13 protein-coding genes are annotated in these 20253 nt (G+C 48.2%); all 13 read right to left on the reverse strand.

The features are described 5' to 3' along the window. Nucleotides 1–26: 26 nt before the first annotated feature. A complete protein-coding gene (locus tag ASD40_RS28865; RefSeq protein WP_057306584.1) occupies nt 27–1538 on the reverse strand; it encodes an FGGY-family carbohydrate kinase in 1512 nt (503 codons plus the stop codon). A gap of 10 nt (nt 1539–1548) precedes the next feature. Further along, complete coding sequence (locus ASD40_RS28870; RefSeq protein WP_057306585.1) at nt 1549–3435, reverse strand: beta-N-acetylhexosaminidase; 1887 nt, start codon at nt 3433–3435, stop codon at nt 1549–1551. Further along, the gene (locus ASD40_RS28875) at nt 3432–6530 is read right to left on the reverse strand and encodes an FAD-dependent oxidoreductase (RefSeq protein ID WP_057306586.1); all 3099 of its coding nucleotides are present in this window, start codon (nt 6528–6530) and stop codon (nt 3432–3434) included. The genes ASD40_RS28870 and ASD40_RS28875 overlap by 4 nt, the downstream gene beginning before the upstream one ends. Nucleotides 6531–6555: 25 nt before the next feature. Then, nucleotides 6556–8703: a Sip1-related alpha-galactosidase gene (locus ASD40_RS28880; RefSeq protein WP_057306587.1), complete on the reverse strand. Its 2148-nt coding sequence runs from the start codon at nt 8701–8703 to the stop codon at nt 6556–6558. 10 nt (nt 8704–8713) lie between these two features. Continuing rightward, nucleotides 8714–9694, reverse strand: a complete 981-nt coding sequence (locus tag ASD40_RS28885) for an ROK family protein (protein WP_057306588.1) — start codon at nt 9692–9694, stop codon at nt 8714–8716. Then, nucleotides 9691–10323: a D-sedoheptulose-7-phosphate isomerase gene (locus ASD40_RS28890; RefSeq protein WP_057306589.1), complete on the reverse strand. Its 633-nt coding sequence runs from the start codon at nt 10321–10323 to the stop codon at nt 9691–9693. The genes ASD40_RS28885 and ASD40_RS28890 overlap by 4 nt, the downstream gene beginning before the upstream one ends. Nucleotides 10324–10348: 25 nt before the next feature. Next, nucleotides 10349–11641 (reverse strand): four-carbon acid sugar kinase family protein, encoded by a 1293-nt coding sequence (locus ASD40_RS28895; RefSeq protein ID WP_057306590.1) that lies wholly within the window; start codon nt 11639–11641, stop codon nt 10349–10351. Next, entirely contained in the window at nt 11638–12297 is a 660-nt protein-coding gene (locus ASD40_RS28900; RefSeq protein WP_057306591.1) for a class II aldolase/adducin family protein, read from the reverse strand. The genes ASD40_RS28895 and ASD40_RS28900 overlap by 4 nt, the downstream gene beginning before the upstream one ends. Then, nucleotides 12298–14730 (reverse strand): alpha-mannosidase, encoded by a 2433-nt coding sequence (locus tag ASD40_RS28905; protein ID WP_057306592.1) that lies wholly within the window; start codon nt 14728–14730, stop codon nt 12298–12300. A 17-nt stretch (nt 14731–14747) separates the two neighbouring features. Then, entirely contained in the window at nt 14748–15668 is a 921-nt protein-coding gene (locus tag ASD40_RS28910; RefSeq protein ID WP_057306593.1) for a class II fructose-bisphosphate aldolase, read from the reverse strand. A gap of 45 nt (nt 15669–15713) precedes the next feature. Continuing rightward, nucleotides 15714–16376, reverse strand: coding sequence for an aspartate/glutamate racemase family protein (locus tag ASD40_RS28915; protein WP_057306594.1), 663 nt, complete (start codon nt 16374–16376; stop codon nt 15714–15716). A 524-nt stretch (nt 16377–16900) separates the two neighbouring features. Then, on the reverse strand, nt 16901–18940 hold the full coding sequence (locus ASD40_RS28920; protein WP_057306595.1) for a hypothetical protein: 2040 nt from the start codon (nt 18938–18940) through the stop codon (nt 16901–16903). A gap of 2 nt (nt 18941–18942) precedes the next feature. Continuing rightward, nucleotides 18943–20208 carry an amidohydrolase family protein gene (locus ASD40_RS28925; RefSeq protein WP_057306596.1) on the reverse strand — a complete coding sequence of 422 codons (1266 nt, stop codon included), beginning with the start codon at nt 20206–20208 and terminating at the stop codon, nt 18943–18945. Nucleotides 20209–20253 lie beyond the last annotated feature (45 nt).

Here is a 20253-nt window from a genome sequence, read left to right on the forward strand (position 1 = left end):
ACTTTCGGGCTACTTTTCATCTTCGCCTACAATTTTGACTGCTGACTTAGCCACATGTCGTATTCTAGGAGCATAGGACGAAAGCGTGAGAACCCGTTCTCGAACATGGACCGATATTGCGTGTGTCTCATTGGGTCAGGCGCATAGACTTGTGACTCTGGTGCTGGAAGAGCAAGTATGGCCTCCTCGAACGAAGTATACACACCAGAACCGACACCCGCCATTAACGCTGCGCCAAGCAGTGTTGCTTCCGGCAAATTCGGATGCTGGAGCTCGATGCCGGATACGTCTGCTTTTATTTGCAGCCAGTGTTTATTCTTGGCACCCCCACCGACAACAATTAGTTTGTTGATGGGCTCTCTCCCTACTTTTTCGGCTTCCTGCCGCAGCCATTCCATCTGGTATGCGTTTCCTTCCAATATGGCCTTGAACATATCGCCTCGACTATGACGCGTAGTAAGGCCAATCCAGCCAGCCTTTGCCAAGGCATTCGGAGAAGGCGCACCGCAACCTGACAAATAAGGGTAGTACAGGATACCTGTCGGAGTAAGGGCTACCTGATCCAACATGCCTAGAATATCGGAATAGGATAAATCTCCTTTATCCAAAAGATCCCGCAGCCATTCCACTGAACCCCCTGAGGCTGAGTGACCGCCCATCCAGAACATTTGACCCGGCAGTGGATGGCGTCCGAAGGCAAGACCGGAATGGTAATCGGCTTCCCCAAGCGCCCTTATGCCGAAGTGCCCCACCAACGTTTCCGCAGTGCCCATGGAATTATAGACACGCCCGACCTCTGACTGACCAATTGTCAAGGAAGCACATACATGATCGTGGCCGGCAAGACAAACGGCTGTTTCAACTCCTAAACCTAGTCTCCGACTAACTTCAGGCAGCACGGTTCCTATGGAAGTTCCCGTTGCAACAACAGTTGGAAAATGACTTTCTTTAAGTCCAAAATGCTGGATTAACGGCAGATTCCAAGCCTGCTTATCCATGCGATACACGAATGTTCGGGCAGCAAGTGTTTCCTCTTCCATAAACCTTCCTGTAAGTAAATAAGCGACAAAGGAGGAAACGGATAGCCAAACGGTGCCTTCAAGCGCCTCGGGCTGCGTTTCCTGTATCCAAAGCAGCTTCGACAGTCCTTGCTTAAAAGACGGATGAAGTCCGCTTTGGCAAAACTGCTCGTAAGCGTCAATTTCACTTTTTATCCGTGCCTCATAGGGTAATGCACACGTCTCAAACCAAGGAATAATCATCGTTCTGGCTGCGCCCGTTTGGCGATCCACAAGCAGCCCGCTTTCAGCCATACTGGTTATGCCCACTGAACGAATAGATGTAACGCGTGCTCCTTTTACCACTTCGTTGATAAGATCAACCACGGTGTTCCACAGATGCTGCGGGTCATAGTAAGCATACCCCTGTGCATGCTGCTGCTTCCGGTTAGCCCTAATTGCCGTAGCCAACAGTTTTCCATTTTCATCAGCTACTCCTGCTTTAATGTTCGTTGTACCTATATCCAAAGCTAAAAACAAAGTAGCCACCTCATCCTGAGAAAGTTCCCGCAGTCACAATCCGATGGTAGGAGCCGCGTCCCAGCGTACCTTCCCTCATGACCCACGGAGCATCGAAAAAGAGCCGCTGCTCTTCTAATTCCTCTAACTGGCTAACGCTTCCAGAAAGATAGTCTTGAATTCGCTGTTGAGCCGTCTCCAGTCGGGATAATACGCCTCCGTATCTGATATCAATAACTTCCCAACCGAATGGTGTGTTCTCGGCTAACCATATGGTGCGATGGCATTTCCGCAGATGATCCACATCACTCCGCAGATTGTTGATTTCCGATTCAATACGCCCTAATTGCTCCAAATCATTTGCATCATAAGCGCTTTTCAACCGAATACCCATATCGCATTTCACACGCAGCACGCCAGCCAGCTGTTCATAAAACACGAAAAGTCGGCCCCAATCCCCATTTCTACCTACTGCAGCCGACATCTTCAACTGCAAATCGGCATAATGGCCGCTTAACGGCAGCCCTTGCACGTTAGAATCATATAAGCCGATCAACACATCCTGCCAAAGCAAAAATTTTGAAGGATTGGATTCCTGCATATTATTTTTGGATATACCAGGCGTTTCATCAAAGGCGTTGAGGGCTATAAAATCGTCCCAATTTCCTCCGGTACAGAATGCAAAGCGTTCAGCCAGCTTCGCCTCATCCACCTTCTCCGAATAGCCATGCTCCGCAAAAAGCTGCATGCCGGCTAAACCGGTAAACACACTTGTCTCTGCGCCATTATCACCCCACATGGTAGCAAAGACTTCTCGAACTCCTTCTGATTTGCAAGCGTTCAATGCGGCTAAAGTAGTAGCCATCGTCTTGCCGTAATTGGGAGCAACACTGCCCCAAGTCCAAATCCCGCCAGCAAATACAGGATCAGAGCCAAAAGCTCTATGCTTCTCAATAAACGTTCGGTAAAAGGCTTCGTCATCATGATAATAATCCCAATAGACATACTGCACATTCGTAGGCATATCGGCTATAACTTCCGATGGAATCTGTCCGTTTAAATCGTAATAATTGCCTGTTTTGGAGCCTAGGCGGAAATACATGTCACTCCAAATCATCGGTGAAAGTTCGAACTCTTCACAGATTTCAACAACCTGCTTCAAGTGTTCATTCATGATATCAAAGCGTTTGCGGTAGCCGTTCTGCTCTAGATAGCGTCCAAGTCCAAGCTGATGGGCTTCATCCATCCCAATATGAATGTTCTTACTGCGGAACGGCGCCACCGCTGCCTCAATCAAATGACGAATAAAGGTGTAAGTTTTCTCACTGCCAACTAACAAAATATCGCTGGTATCGCGGATATCTCCGGCGTAGTTCCATTTCAAGGCTTCCGTCAAATGGGCAAGGGTTTGAATGCACGGTACTAGTTCAATGCCCAAGGAAAAAGCATAGTCGTCACAAGCCTTCAATTGCTCCGCCGAAAAGCGCCCCCGCATGTAACCGAAATAAGGATACGGCTCAACGGCAAATGTATCTTCTGTATACAGCATAAGTCGATTTAGTCCCATCAATGCCATTTTTCGCAGCATCGTTTCAACCGACCCTACCGTCAAGACCGCATTGCGTGATACGTCAACCATGACGCCATTGGTATCAAACTGTATGTGTTCCGTTAGATGGAAATTGGTCCTGCTCTCGTAATGCTGTATCCAAAGACCAAATGCACGAAAAAAATGAATGGGCTCTTTATAACGAATCCAGCCTTTCCCGTCTTTAAAGCCTGCTTCCAATTGGTTATCGTCTGATCGAACGACCTGAATCACCAAACCGTCAGGACGGAGCGTACATCCTAGCTCCATACTTACAACACTTAGTCCCGCTTCGAGTCCTTGCAAATCGCCTTCCAAATGAAGCTTCATCTCTTCTTCTCCTCACAAGTGCGTAATATGGATTCACTGTTCGTTTCAATATCAAGCTGAAGCTGGAGTGGGTGCGTTTGGCGATAGGGCCGCTCCGAATCCAGCCAAATACGCAAGCGTTCCGCATCCTTATCGAGCAATTGTCCACTAAGTGTCCGCAGCTGCTGTAAGGCTTGCTTCGCAAGAAGAGATCGCCCGTCGCGAACATACTGGATCAACACTTCATAACCCAGTCTGCTGCCGCACCTGGCTAGCGCTCTGGCAATAACCAATTCGAGCATAGCTCTCCGTTCCAGAAAATAATCGGATTGCGGAGCTGATGAGCTCATTTGCGAATGTAAATAGGGAATACGATGCAGCTGTTCCAGAACAGGAATAGCGCCTCGGTCTCCCAACCGCTCTGCTCCTTGGCTAATGGCATCCACATAGTAATAGAGCCCAAGCCACGTATCTGTAAAGTCTTCTTCCCTTGGCTGCATGAGGTCAACCACCCGCTGCCATACAGCAATGCTGCGTGAATCTCTCGTCTGCGCGAGGGAATATAGCAAGTAAACGACATCTGGCATCGCGCCATGATCAGGCGGCAATTGGACATACATCATATCCGCAGTCCGGCGAGGAAGCTCTGTGCCTTTCAGCTGTTCCATGATCCTTTCGATCAGTACAGGAACGGCGGATTGGCTTCCAAGCATCGCCAATGCTTGCGCCAATCTGATTTGCTTCGCCCCCGAAGCCAACTCAAGCGCTTCCGCCAGAAACGGTACGATCCTCTGACCTAGAGAGCATATTTCCACAAAGGGAATGGGTCCCTTATAAATTTCATTCATTCTCATATTCGCATATTCATAGAGCGGTTGCTCCGATTCAATCTGATCCACCAGTCCTCTTAACGCCTCTTCCGAATAATGAATAGGCGCAAGACGTCTAGTTTGAACCGAAGCAGGTAATATCCCCTCGTGAATCAAGCGATCCTGCAGCTCTTGAATCCTAATATCCCTTGGTGTGACACCTGAACGTACGGCAAGTGCGGCTGCAAGCGCAGCTACTCCACCCAGATTTTCTAAGTCAGACTGCATGCGAATAGCAGGAAGCGCATCATGTGTAGCAGATATGGCTTTTCCGGCAACCAACAAACCTTCAATGGCTTTTGGCAGCAGCAGACGGTAAGGGATTTCAACTTCTAAATTAGGGGGGATAAGTCCAACATTTATCCAGTCTGAGCCACTGACCCCTTTGACATCATGATTGCTAAAATGAATATTAACGACGTCCGGCCAGCTGCGCTGCAAAAGCTGATCAGACAACTGCATAACGGTTTCACCTATAATGTGCCGGCTTTCCCGCGTAGCGACATAGATGCCATGATCGTGCAATTGCGGATCGCCTCTTCTGCGGCCAGCCATAATGGCACGCGTATAGTCCAAGATATCCGATACATCCACCATGCTTGTAAAATTGTTTTGAATCTTATCCGGCGTTTTATATTGGGCAAGGGAGTACCACATCACCGTATGGTCCTTGGCAGAGCCGTACACAAACTCTGCTCCTGCAAAAGCAGCCACATCCCCATCCCCCGTCGCATCAATAACGACCTCAGCATATAACGCAGCAGGTCCCCAGCGTGTGGCTACTTGAACACCGCATACGCGGTTCTCTTTCATTAATACGCCATATGTGAACGCATTAAACAGCAAATCGACGCCTTTGCGAACGGCTTCCTGCTGCAAAGCGAACATTTTGGCTTCGATGTTCCATTTATGCCCCTTATAGCCGATTTCCTGCTGCACGGCTAACACAGCCTCATGAATCCGAGAAGCGAAGCCTTCTCTTCTACCAAACCAATAGCTATCTACCCCGCCTAGTGTCCCAGTTCCGCCAAGTCCCGGATTCATATCCACGAGGAACGAGTTGACACCTTCCCCTGCTGCTGTGATAGATGCACAGGCTCCGCTTGAGCCGCCGCCGATGACGAGCACATCTACCTTCTTGAGCGTAGGAAGAGGGGCGTCTATCTTTTTACTTGTACTTGATGTGAATACTTGTTTAGTAAAAGGCCTTTTAATTACTTCAATTGCCAGCTGCATACCCGCTTCAACCGCTAAAATCGGATCTAGACATACAGGCAGCTGCTTACACAAGCTATAAATGCCAAACATCCCATTCGCTGTCTGCTGCGTTTCGATCGCCAGCGTAACGCGGTTGCCTTGTTGCATCTCCGCACCCCTGAGAGGAAAAGGACCGTGAAGCTCGAAGGACGACCCGCAAAGCACCGCTTTCCGGAATGCAGGGACATGCTTTAACAAATAAGTCGCTAACGCCATGCCGCTCCTGCGCGCTTCCAGTTCACGTTCACCCGCCGCTGCGATCTCATTGGCACTCGCTAATTCCAACCAATACTCAACATAGCGATGCTGCTTTCGACGATAACCCTCCATTAGCCGGACTTGGCCGCCCAATAGTCCCAAATCGTCAGGAACCGCATACGTCATAAGCTCCTCAGCAGCTTTATCCGGCCACTCTACGCCGGTAAATTCCAATGTCCTTGCAAACGCTGCCTTTTCATTGAATGCCAAATCAACCACTGGTTCACCACGAAGACGTGAGACTATCGCGGTTTCCGTTGTATCAATCAGCTTGCTGCAGCGGATGAATTGGCTGCCCGTTTTATTAGCGATCACAATGCCTTCCAGTCCTGATTCCTGATCATTACTTATAATGGCAACCGGAAGCGATGCATAGATGAGCTCAATACCATATGCCATTAGTTTATCTTCCAGTGACCGCTTAAGCCGATCTGGTTGCAGCGGAATATGAGCCATGTCAGCAGCATCTGCTTGTGCAGCTGACTGCTCCACGACAAATTGAATCAGCTCAGGCCATTTCCCATCCTCACGCGAAGAAAGGTCAAGCCACGGGCGAAGAGAGGCGGTTAATTCCCGCCCCAAATAAGTCCGTGGCTCAATGATCATGACCTGTTGTCCGGCCTTGGCCAATTCGACCGCGCATGTAATGCCAGCCAAAGAACCCCCGATGATAACAACATCTTTGTTAGCTAATACGGGAATTCCCGCTTCCCATTGGGTCGTCTTGTCCATGTCATCTCTCCTCCACATGCACGCATTATTCCGATACGGACAGAACAATGTTCAGCTTTTCATCCAACATCGGAACGTCTACTTCATACAAATGCTCGCTGATAAGTAAGACTGGAAGCGCCTTGCCGTTCAACTGCGCGGAAACACGATTGTTCTCCGACACGAACCGGAACGTACCGCCTTCTTTGAGCTGAAGCGATCGTGTAGAACCTTCCGATTTCACATCGCTAACCGCATCCGTTGCTACATACTTGTTCGTCAAACCAATTGGTGTCACAGCCCCCCCTGAAGGAATAATCAGGTAAATCGCACATTGACCAGGCTGCAGCTCAAAAGCATGCTGATCGCCCTGATGCATGATCTTCATCTCACCAGAGAAGTGTTCATAGAGAACAAACGCATCGCCTTCCAATCCTGGAACATCGGACGGACCTACCGTGCCTTTGACTGAATCCGTATATTTACCAATATGGAACGCGGCAACGACACCGGATGACTTGGCGATATTCCATAGCTTGAGCGGTACGGTTTCCTTCGTAGGATCAAGGAACAAGCAATCAGCCGTAGGGTTCGGCGTTTGCTCACAGCGAATGATTTTTCCGTTGTTATAAATTAATGGCCATAGTTTTGAAGCATCCGTATTGCCCGGGGCATCACTGAAATATATCGGACCGCCGCTGACCGAGCGGAGGACAGCATTTTGAATATCATCATGATTCTTAGTCCAGTACATATCCCAGTCACCATAATAAAAAGCGCCATGATAGTAGGAATTGTAAGCATTTTGCAAGGCATGTTCAGCGAAACCAAATTGATCTTGGGGAACGAAATCATCACTATTGCGCGACACAGAGGACTTAGGACGGTGCCACATATTTTCCGCTGCCATCCCCATGCAGTTAATGATTGTATTGTTAAAATGTAGTGCCGCAGAAGCTTCCAGCGCCTCATGAGCAGCAGCTGCAGCCTCACCGATCGACCACTCATGCTTCGTGAAGTTCAAGACGGCGCTTTGGCTGTCTACTTTTACGAAATCAATACCTTGACGCTCCAAAAAGGAATGCCACGCATGCCAGAAACCAAAGCCGCGGCCCGCATCCGGATATGGAATTAAGCTCCCTTTGGCATTGCTGTATAGATAATCGCTGAATTGTTTCGCGAGTGGGCTATCCGGATGAATGCCGCCCCAATAACCGGCAATGGTATGCCAGACTCCAACCCAACGAATACCATACTTTTCCTTAAGCTGACGGACGGTTTCCGCGAGACCTTGAGGAAATTTCTCTACATCTGCCTCAAAAGAGGACAATTTTTTGTCTAACGTCTGTGACCAACCATCGTCAATCATCACCCATTGCACCGGCAAGCTAGCAGCCTGCATCTCTTCGGCTTTTACCAACAGACCTTCTTCATTGACCTGATGGTAGAACGCATCCCAGCTGCACCAGCCAAGAGAGTCCAGGATTTCAGGATAGGGTTTACGTGATCGAGGCAGCGTCGGGTAATCAAGGGTATGCAGCGCAGCTTCCACATGTCGCTCTACTAGCTGGTATGGATCAATCCCCGAACCTAGTACAAACGATAATGACTCACAGCGCGTTCTTCCTCCTTGATGCGAAGAAACGCGAATTTGCAAGCCTTCCTCTGCTCCGCATACATCCGTTCGAAACACAGGTCCGCATACAGGTAACAAATGATAGAATGCCGATTCCTTACGCCAAAGCACCGATTGTGTCCGTTCAGGCAGTGTCGACCAGTTTAGGTCAAAATGAGGTCGTGTCCACCAGTCTTTATGCTGATAATTGGCCATTAAGCCATCTATATTCGTCATTCCTTGTGCATGAATGATGATGCCATTCTGAGCGGCAAAGCAGTGTTGTTTGCCAAAATCGCTGGCATTTATCATTTCTCCCTGCACCGATGTCAGTACAAAGGATTCATAACAGCGGAACTGTAAATGAACAACAGCCGTGTCTGCTTCATTCGAATAGGTTACTTTCGTTTCTGTGTAATCACCGAGATGATCCGTTCCCGCAGTCTTTTCGTTTGCTCCGCGCAGAAGCGGCAATGCCGGACCCGAATCAGGCGTCACGGTAACACCAATACGGCCCAGAACATTCTGCAAGCCGCTTGAATTTAGATATTGAAGTTCGATTTCATTTAGTTGAAACATAGGGGCCTCCTTATAACCGTTGTTGTTCAAATTCATGAAGCGCTACGGATAGGCTGGCGGCATCTCCGACATGATCCATTAATCCCGAAGGAACAATTCCGCAAACACCTAGTGAAATCGGCAGCGCTTCGCGTTTTAGCTCCTCCATAACCAAAGGGGCTAGCATGGACTCCTGCCGTTCATAAATACTGCCGATGACGATGGTATCCGGATTGAGGATGTCAATTAGGATCGCAAGTCCTCTGCCTAGCTGCCCACTTACCTTACGAATCACCAGCATCGCCAGCTCATCGCCAGCATGTGCCGCTTCAAAAACATCTTTCGCTGTGAGCTCTCGGAGCTGATCCTTAGAAGTAGAAAGTATCGTTGATTTTCCTGCAGAGAACCAGTCTTCAGCCATCGCAAACGCCAGCCGGGCAATACCGCCGCCGCTGCAAAACCCTTCGAACGAACCTTGCTTACCATAGCCTAAAGGTCCATCCTCAGCTAAACGGATATGCCCAACCTCGCCGGCCATATCGTTCGCGCCTGCATATAAGCGGCCATTTAGAATAAGACCCGCACCCATTCCGGTACCAAAGGTCAAGAAGATCATATTCTGGGAACCTCGCCCGGCTCCCCATTTCCATTCAGCTAACGCACAGGCGTTGGCATCATTTTGCAATCCGACAGGAACATCGAAACGTTCTCGAAAAGGGGCTAGCACATCAATACAGTCCCAACCAGGTAAATTAGGCGGCGACAGCACGAGGCCATCCTTACTGCTTAATGGACCGCCACAGCTGATGCCAATGGCTTGTAAATTACCTTCAGGATTGCGCTTCAACAGCTGCTCTAGCGCGTCACCAAGCTGCACAAGTGCTTCGTTCGGCGTTGCCGGCGTCGGAAAGCTTATTTTATCTAAGATGTTAACTGTTTCTCCAGCCGTGATTCCAAGTACTGCAGCGCACTTCGTACCACCTATATCAATGCCACCAAGCAGAAGACTCATACGAAAAATGCCTCCTCCAGCATCATGCATAGCACATGGTAGATGGGAAGATGGCGTTCCTGAATGTCTGGTGTTGAACGATACGGCACGCAGATCGTCACATCGCAAAGTTCTTTTAAGCGGCCTCCGCCTTCCCCAGTCAAACCAATGGTGTAGACACCAAGTGCTTTGGCAACTTGCACCGCGTGTACAATATTAGCCGAGTTACCCGATGTACTGAATACAACGAGTGTATCCTCCGGCTTTCCATAGCCATATACCTGCTGCGCGAATACCATGTCAGCCGCCACATCATTATTGAAAGCTGTTGCAAACGCTGTATGGCTGACAAGCGAAATGGCCGGCAGCGCACCTTGCAAATGATCAGCCAAATACGTCCCCTGCTCTTCGCCGTGAAGCATCATTTTGTCTCTTTGCTCCTTGGGTAGCCTGCGCGGCGACATAAATCCTTTCATCAACTCGCCGACAACGTGTTCACAATCAGCTGCACTTCCTCCGTTACCGGCAAGCAGCATTTTGCCTCCCTTTTCAAACGACACTTTCATAGATTCAAATGCCCCTTGGATCGATGAACGACACGGTTCCAAGTCTGGATATTTCACGAAAAGCTGCTCCAATGTTTGACTCATAACGTCAATCTCCTCCTAACACAGGTTATGTTTGTTTCAAGTGTTCAATAGCTTCTATGAAAAAGGGTTCGCTGCCAAAGCTGCCTGATTTTAACACCAAAAAGCGCTGCGGCGTTTGGAGCGTTAAACAGGATGGCAATCCCGGCTCAATTTCTTGCCAGATGCTAAGTCCGCCAATGCCCAGCTTATCGCAGACCGCAGCGGACGTTTCCCCTCCAGCGATGAGCAGACGTTGCTGCCCTGTCACATTGACGACCGATTGTATGACGTCGGACAGCGCATTCGAAACGATAACGGACACTTCCGTATTGCCGTAGCCGAGTTCAACGCCTTTTACTTTCGTCGCCGCCACTTTGAGCGGGCTATTCGAGGCGTGAATGAGTACGTCCTTATCATCCTTTAGAAGTCTTGACGCTTGTTCGACCAATTGCTTGCAAAGCGCCTCCTTCTCAGCAGGGTTAAACAAGAGCAAGGAATCGAGCTCCAATGCTGTCAGGCCCTGCTTTTTGGCATAGGCAATTTGCGCAGCTGTTTGCGGCATTAAACTGCCTGCGGCGCACAAAACAGCTGAGCGTCCAAGCGCTGGCAGCTTATTCGCAACACTCGTTTGCACGGCATTCTGCTTCTCTAACAACGCCAGCTCCTCCGCCAAAGCTGAGCTTCCGCAAATAATCGGCTCAGCCTGAACCGCTTGCGCAATGGTCTTTAGTGACTGCTGATCACGCACATCGAGGATGATATAGGTGAAGCCTGATTGCTTCATCACTGCAATTTGCTCCTCTAACACAGAAGCACCTTGTTCTACAATATGAATGGGAATTAGTCCTACTCTGCGGTCCGTTTGTGATTGTAAAATATCAACCAAATTGGAACAGCGCATCGGATGCACAGGATCGTTTCGAAACTCGGATTCTTCCAGTTTTTTACCATGTACATAATGAATGCCATTTAACGTAGTCCGTCCATTTTTCGGAAAACCAAGCACTACTATGCCAAAAGATGCGTCTAGCGCATCAAGCATGGCATCGAATTCTGTCCCGATATTGCCGCGGAAGACGGAGCAAGTTTTATTGATAAATCGTGCGCACCCAGCCTCCTGCAGCCGCTTCGTCATCTGGTACACCTTCGTGTACGCATCATCCGGCGTATCTAATCGGGAGTGCGTGTCGAGAACAAGTACGTCCGGCTCACCGCCACTGTTCTGGTCACTCCCCGTACACGCCTCCATCGGGTAGACATGTGTTCTGATGTTCGCTTTAGCGTACATGATGCCGATGTCATTCGCCCCTGTAATATCGTCTGCGATAATACCAATCATTCGGAGAACCTCCTTCTTGGCCTATAGCCCGACTCGTTCAAGAAGCTTTGAACCACGTCATCTGGCAGCTTGCGTAGGGAAATCCCCGAACTCTTCGCCAACACATACATCTGGCAAGCCATTTCAAGCGTGTGCATGGCCATACGAGCTTCCTTCACGTTCTTGTCGTAAACAAGAACACCGTGATTTTCGAGGAAAAGCACATTCGCTTTGCATGCTTTTTCCCGCACCGCATCACCAAGCTCGCGGGAACCAGGATGAAAGTAAGGAACGCGTTCTATGCGTTCCAAATAATACATCGTTTCAACAAACCATTCCGATGGCAGTTGTTCTGCCGAGCAGGCTAGCATCGTGCTGTAAAAGGGTGAAGCATGAAGCACGGCCCCAACATCAGGACGAGATTCATAAATTGCTTGGTGCATGGGCACTTCTTTGGATGGCTTCTTCCCTGGTGCAGAGGACGAGGTGCCGCCTATTAAAGCGCACTCAACGAAGTCGTCTTCGCTGAGTTCCCCTAGGTCTGTACCGCTTGCTGTGATCAAGTAGTGGTCAGCTTTGGTTCGCGCACTGATATTGCCTGCGTTTCCCCAAGCCAAGCCGTTATTCAGCATGTAACGCCCGGCTTCCTGCAGCTGCTGCCAAACCGATGCCTCCATCTACTCCACATCCCATTCCAGCATATTGGTTTCTTTGATCGGCAATTCCGGATTCTTCGGCACACGGAAGGTTTTGATCTCGCATGGGTTAAAATCCGCCTTAATGACACGCTTCCATCTAGGCAGCTCAATCTCGGCTGACGTAGCGGATTTATTCGTCTCATAGACACGAATAATGAGGTCCCCGTTATCTTCCGCTTTCTTGATCGCACTAACAACGATATTGTCGCGGCTTACTTTTACATAGGAATCGGTTTGCGCAAGCTCCCCTTCATGGAACGATTCGATAACAGCAATCGGCTTGCAGTTAAGTTCCGCTGCGCGCTTCACCGTACCGGCCTGCTCCCATGTGCCTTCATGAGGCAGCAAGGAGTAAGAAAAACGCTGAATGCCCTGATCGATAAAGGAATACTCACCATTTGGATCCGGCTCATAAGGCACATGATGCGCATAAATTGGACTTCTCAGTACAGTCAACGCCATGTCTTGGTTATGAATGCTATAGCTGTATTTGGCATCATTCATTAGGCTGAGGCCATACATGATGTTGCCTTTTCGAGTCACACCCGAATAATCAATCCACGTTAATCCTGGTTCTTCTTCGCCGTTATGTTCACGTTCAATCGTACCGTAAGGTATTTCGTAGGTTTGCTTGCTAAAGATGACATTCACAGGGAAAACCAGCTTTAGCATTTTGAAGGACTCGCGCCAATCCACCATCACCTGTACATCGATTTGATCGCGGTCCGGATACATGGCGAAATCTTGAACTAGCTTCGAGCTGCCATACTCACTGACAACACGGATGACCGATTTAACGGGACCATGCTCGACACGGAACACCTTTTTCGCCTTGAATGTGCCAGCTTTTTGGTTGAAATGCAGCACATCATGGCTCCATGTATCCGACTTATCATCCAAGACGATGGGCTTGGCTCCTTCTCCTTTAAACACTTCATGATCGACCACTTTATCATGCAGGCTCTTGATATAGCCTGTTTCTTTATCGAACTCCAAGCGGAACCGCTTATTCTCCATAACTAAGTCGCTTGCTTGAATGGGCTCGCCAACCGGTTTAAGTGAGGCTGACTCAGCCACCAATTTGTACACCCGATATCCCATGGAAGGCAGCTCAGCCATAAAGCTAAGACGGAAACGGCCATTTGCAGAAGCTTGTGATTGCACTGTCTGGAATGGCACCGGATTCCCTTTGTCATCAAGCAAAACAGTAGTGGGTTTGATGCCTCCTACTTCCAGCTCAACGTTTACACGGCTTTCCCATGCATGAGGGTTAAAAACAACAATCGGCTTCATGGTTACATCCTGTTCAATGTTTATGTTCCATGATAAAGATTGAACCGCATAATTAAGGGAACGATCCGCGATAGCCATGGCTTCCCCATACAAGTACATCGCGTCTTCGTAAGCAGACTCCAAGCTGGTTCCAGCTAATATGTCATGGAACTGATTAAAGAGCACATTTTTCCAAGCTTGCTTGAACTCTGCCGGATAAGGTTGACCCGTAATCCATGAAGCAAGCGCCGAGTACTTCTCTGCGGCCATTAATCGATTCTCTGCCTTGCGATTCCAATGCTTGATGCCTGAATGCGCTGCGTAGCAGCCGCTAGCATGGTGCTGCAAATCATCATGAACGACCGGCAGCTTTAAGTTCTTGCTCTCCATCTCTTTGAAATACGCATCCGGCGTTGCAAACTCCAGCTTAGGAAGAGATGGGTCCTCGTTCATGCGGCGAATACTCTCGATATTTTCTTTCGTTGGGCCGCCCCCATGATTGCCAACGCCATAGAACAGCATCAATTCGTTAAGCGGCTCTTTAAATTCGCCCAAGCAGCGGCGAACATGGTTTTCCAAATCTTTGCCCCAAGACAAATATTCATACATGATGCGGAATGTCATGACTTGTGAGCCATCATCCGATTCCCACATGAACAGACGGCTTGGCAGCCCTTTTTCATTCGGCATCGGACGCATCATCACGTAATAGTCCATCCCGCTCTTCTTCAGAATTTGCGGCAGCATACCGTTATGCCCAAAGCTGTCTACGTTGTAGCCAACTTTAGCGGTTACCCCGAACTTTTCTTTGAAATAATGTTGACCGTACAACCCTTGACGGACGAAGGATTCCCCATTCGGAATGTTGCAATCAGGTTGAATCCACCAACCGCCGACAATATTCCAGCGTCCTTCCTGCACGCGTTTTTTGATCTCCGCGAACATCTTTGGCTCGTTATTTTCAATCCACTCGTACATGGCAGCAGAGCTGGAAGTGAAAATAAAATCTTCGGACTCTGTCATCCGGTCTAGAGCAGAACGGAATGTCGCCTTCGCTTCTTGGAATCCTTCCTGCCATTGCCATAACCAAACCGGATCCAAATGTGCGTTACCAATCATATAGAGTTTGTTATCTTTCATTGAGAGAATCCCCCGATCTATTTGTTAAAAACATCCGCTTTACCAGCGCTGTTCAAAAAATGCTTCATTTTTTCCATCACCGTTTGCGTAACGGCATCACGGCCAACTTGCAGCCTATCCGGCGCTAAGTTTTTACATTCTTCATTGGTCATCCGTTCTTCACGTCCAAGGGCTTGGAGCAGCGAAAGCTCCAAATCCGTCGCGATATTCACTTTGCTAACACCGCCGCCTGGCAATTGGTAGGCTCTGCGCATCATTTCAGGTGGTACGCCAGAACCGCCATGCAGGACAAGATGAACCGGAGTCAATCTGCGAATTTCCATCAAGCGGTCATAGTCGATTTTCGGCTGCTTCACGACATATACGCCATGTGCGGTACCGCAAGACACAGCTAGCGCATCAACACCGGTAATCGCGACAAACTCAGCCGCTTCCTGTGGATTCGTATATAATTCTTCATCTTTATCCGTTTCTACGAAGTCTGTTGTGCCAATCATTCCAAGCTCGGCTTCTACGGAAACTCCTTTCGCATGGGCATATTCCACAACTTCCTTGCTTATTTCCGCATTTTCGGCAAATGGTTTCTCCGATGCATCAATCATGACCGACGTAAAGCCTGCTGCAATCGCTTCTTTAATGGTTTCTAATTCCTTTGTGTGATCCAAATGCAATACGACAGGAACTGTGATTTGCTGCTCCTTTACTTGACGGTAAAATTCTTCTCCAAATTCAGCTGCTGTAATCCCATAACGAATCAATTCTTTATGTGAAATTTGAACAATTAACGGTGAATTCGCGATTTGGCCCGCCTTCAGAACAGCTGCAATCATGGGTGTATAACGCGGCGAGAAAGAGCCAATCGCAAAATGGTTCGATTCAGAAATCTCAAGTGCTTGTTTTAATGTGATTACCGGTGCAGTAGGTGTTGAGTTTGTCATCGAGTATGTCTCCTTTTATATAAAGCTTCTAATAGTGAGGTAACGCTATAGTTGTTCCATGACTTCTTTAACCCGCAGCATTCCTAAACGCGGGCTGCTCAGAAAACGCGTTTGTTCCTCTGGAGCAAATTGCGAAATCACGCGGGCCATAGAAGCCTGCGCAAGTACTACGACATCCGTGTTGGCTGCAAGATTGCGGAGTGCAGATGCGAGTTCTTCATCATGCCCCTCTTTATCTCCAGCGAGGAGCTTCTGATAAGCAGATTTTGCGACGACTGAATCAATTTGCACCGCTTTGCCAGCTTGCTCTGCTTTGCTAATAAGCATTCGTTTGGTCGGCTGCAATGTCGTTTCGAGCGTTGCCGCAACACCAATCTTGCGTGCTGAATTCACCGCCAACTCTGCCATCGGGTCATCGATACGAATGATGGGAATTTGGAGTTTCGGCTGTACGCGGGCAACCAACTCGCCGATGGACGAGCATGCGCTCAAGATACAGGAAGCACCTGCTTTCTCGGCAATTTGAGCGTACTGAAGGAAACGCTCTTCAATCTCATCGATTTGCCCGCCATTCGCTACGAGCTGCGGCAAAATGGAATCATCTACCCAGTTCATCACTTCAACCTCAGGCAGAAGCTCTACGGCTAATGCTTTTAAACTTTCCACCGTTACCGGTGTTGTATGGATAATGGCTAGTTTATTTGTCATTGAAATCGCTCCTTTGCATGTATGAAGCACCTTAGAAACTGTCGCTTGATTCACAACTGGTATAAATAACTCCAAAATGCATCTTTAGAGTCATTCAGCTCTCGTGAGAGCAGATGGGCTACAGTGATTACTAATGTTGTATTTTCTGCAACAATTCACACGCCAAAAGACTGTTTTGCAACTTGAAGTTGCATTTCGTGCAACATTTTGAGCATATTTGTTGCGAAATGGTCTATATTGGGCCAAATTGTTGTACATTATGCAACATCGAAGGGTGAAAGTCTGGATCTATGCAGCAATTGTTGCACTTTTTACAACATCATTCTACCGCGAATAGGGAATTCGTTCTTCCAACAAACTCAAGCGAGCATAAATGATAATTGATCCCAATTTAAAACACTTTAATGTAGGGAGAGATGGATGAATGAATGAATCGACGGTCTCCGTTATCTGGCAATTTGGGCACGTTCCCAAAAGTTACATAGGCTGCAACGCAGCCTACTTTTACCTTTGGTCCACTTTAATTATCGATCGTATAAATCTAAGTCATTTTCATAAGGTAGAGATGCCTGAGCCGCATATAATATGAGTCCAATACACCAAGAATGGGATAGCGTCAGCATCATTCCCTTCGGTTGGAAGCAATTCGTATTGTAGAACCGTTCCGTTACCATACCTTTGTAAGCATTGAAGTCGCCATCTTCACGCGCGATAAACTGCAGGAAGCACGAAATATGATCTCGCGTACGATCTAGATAATATCGGTCCCCTGTATAAGTCCATAGCCGGAGCATCTCTGGTACTGCAAAAAGTCCATAATTGTGTAAATGTTGATTGGATGTTGATGCCTGATCCGCCCCGCGCGAACAGTAATCGTACTGTGCAAGAAGAGAATGCTTCGGAAATTGTAAATTGTATGTCCAACGGAAAGTCATCATCCAATCCGCAGCACTAGAAGCAAGCTCCAACCAGAGCGGCTGTCGATTGAATTCATACAACAGAACGTAGGACACGACCGCATTGTACGCATCCTCCGAGGTCGGTGTTAAGTGGACATCCTCTGGAGCGCCATAAATATATTCGTCACGAATGAAGCGTTCGTAATAGCTTCCTCCCCGAACTGCAGCGGCTGCGAAGCCTTCGTCTTGAAAGTAAGCGGCTCCCTCCAGAAGTGCGGCAATCCACAGCATACCGCCTGCGCCATCCCACTCCTGTACTTCGCCAGTCTCACTATCATAGTAGGAACCGAAGTTCCCATCGGAGCGCTGATGTTCCGCCGCGAAGCGGAGATTGGAAAGAACAGCATGCTCCCATTCAGGATGCATGACTCCTGCTTCTCTCTCAAAGGCAAGCGCCCGGACTAGGAACAACGTTGCTTCAGATACCGTCCGGGCTTGCAGCCACGTCTTTTTCGGATTCCAGCCTGCCGTCCAACCTCTCCCGAGCTCCCATGAAGCCCAGAACGTTCCGCTCGGTGCAAGCCCTGTTGCGATTTTATTCAACACTCGTATGCCCGCTTCTATATAGGATGTATCCTCTTTTTTCCTGCCATAGGTCAACAAGGCGTAGGCATAAGGCACACCGCTAACCCAACTGACGTGCATGTGCGGACGATCGCCCATTCCTTTGACATTGTTGTTAAACTCGCGGTCGAAAGCAGCCGTTTCTCTAAGAATGTCGTTCTCTTTATCATAGTGCCATTCGTACAGGCCATGAGCCGTTAGTTCTGCTGCTTGCTCCAGGCCCATCCATGGATTCAGCCCATTTACTTGACGATGTATAGCATACATTTGACGAACGAAAGGATTGTAGCTGTGCGCATCAGAAGTGCCTGCGTAAACATAGAAATGAAGCTCTACTTTCTCACCCGGTTGGAACGTATGCATGTGCAGATCCGCTGGTGCTGGCACGGCGTTACCAATGAACGTCACGGGCTCCTCCTTATAAGGAAAGTTAAGCCAAATTTCCGTCCCTGCTTCATTGCCTCGAAAGCCTAGACCACTAAGTCCAAGCGGGGACATTTCATCCGTACAAAGCGCTCCGCACATCCCGTCATTCCAAGCGAACACCGCTGGAAGAGCTGCACGATCTGCACGAAATGACCAGTAATCGGACACCATTTGCTGAGGATCGCCCCCCTTAAAGTCATAGCGAGGGTAGGGACGCAGATTTTTTTCGAATCGATTCTCTTTGTAAAAAGCGCCGGGAATCATCCAATCCGGCTTGCCCGTCCCTTCAAGGCTGCAGCCAAACTGCAAATTGTACGCAGAAGCTTGCTTGCCCTTGTACTCCACATCCATGGATACTTCGAAATAGTCGCAAATATCGTTCATTTGTTTCCAGCTTGATCGTACTTGAAAGCTTTCCGATTCCCCAGAAGCCTGCAGCCCGTCAGATGTTGACGTTATCTCATCAACAGGTACCATTTCCTGCTTCCCTTCCCTGCCGCTTGCCGATAACAAATTGGAAAATCGAAGACTTGCTTGATGCTTGGATTCAGCCGTAGTAATCTCAAATGCCTTTACTGCATGCTCTAAGCCGTTATCCGATAACTTCCACTGCATCGCTATTCCTCCAAACCCTTCAGCTTATATAGTTCGATTAAATTCGTTCGGAAAATCCGATCAGCAAACGTCATGGCTTCTGATTCATCAAGTGCGCCATCAGCCACCTTTTCCGTCAATACATCCGCCACCACTTTGCGGGCCAACTTCTGGTGGGCATATGTCCCTTCGATAAAGTTATAATCGCCGCCAAAGCCTTGAATTTTCGTCATTGGGACCATTTCAATAACCTGATGTAATATTTGTTTAGATGCCGTCGGCGAAATGATGTACACCCATGTAAAATCTGCGTAGACATTCGGAAAATTTTTTACAAGGCTTAAATAAGGCAAATAATAGGGGTATCCGCTGTGGAGCAGAACAAATCTTGCTTCCGTATATTCCAGCAGCAGCGGGATCAGCAATTCCACATTCGAATTCGTTAACGTGTTGCCGTTAGAAGAAACACTTACTTCATGATGACCAGTATGAATTTGAATCGGTAGATCATAAGCAATCGAACGTTGGATGATGAAATGGATCAAATAATCCTGCAGCGCCTGTGTTTCAGCTTGTGAGAGCGATTCTTCCAGTGTACAGCCGAGCAGACGATTGAAAGCCAGCTCCGCTTCATGGAAGGTCGGTTTACCAGAAGATAGGGAGCGCCAGTAGGCATGCCCAAACTTTGTCGCGACCATGCCTTCCTGAACATATTTATGCAATAAGGTATCCACTGCCTCCAAATATTGGCGCAGATGATAGACTGTAACGCCAGACATTCTCTCGACAGTAGTGATATCCTTCAATGTTCGAAGTTTGAAAGTAAAATCCATAAACATGATGGGACGAAAACGCTCGTACGCAAGCTTCGTTGTTTGTATCAGTGTAAAGGCAAGATCAATGCCGGACTTTTGGACCATAACTTGCTCATACCAGTCTGGGTTATGCGTTGCTTGGGTCACTTTTTCATTCGCCTCTAATAGGCCTTTCACATTCCACTCGCTGTGCCCATATAAATCTTCCATCGCTGTCCGAAACATCCGGGCATACGTTGTATTTTTTGTTTTATGCCAAAAGTCCATAAACAGGGAAGCCTTTTGTTCCACATCTAATGAACTTTGTCTTCCTAACGCACCCATTTTCATGCCTGCGCTATAAAAATCAGAGTCCAAGTAATGCAGCAAGGAAAACAAATCATGATTTTCTCTTTTTCGAATTTGCGGTGTTGCAAGGTGTTCATGACCGTCAATGATGCGGATTCGGTTAACATAATCATGAAGGATGCTCATTAGCTGGTCTCTCTCCTTCTAAATATGCGGCTGTTTCTTGAAGAA

Source organism: Paenibacillus sp. Root444D2, from assembly GCF_001426375.1.
Lineage (GTDB): Bacteria > Bacillota > Bacilli > Paenibacillales > NBRC-103111 > Paenibacillus_E.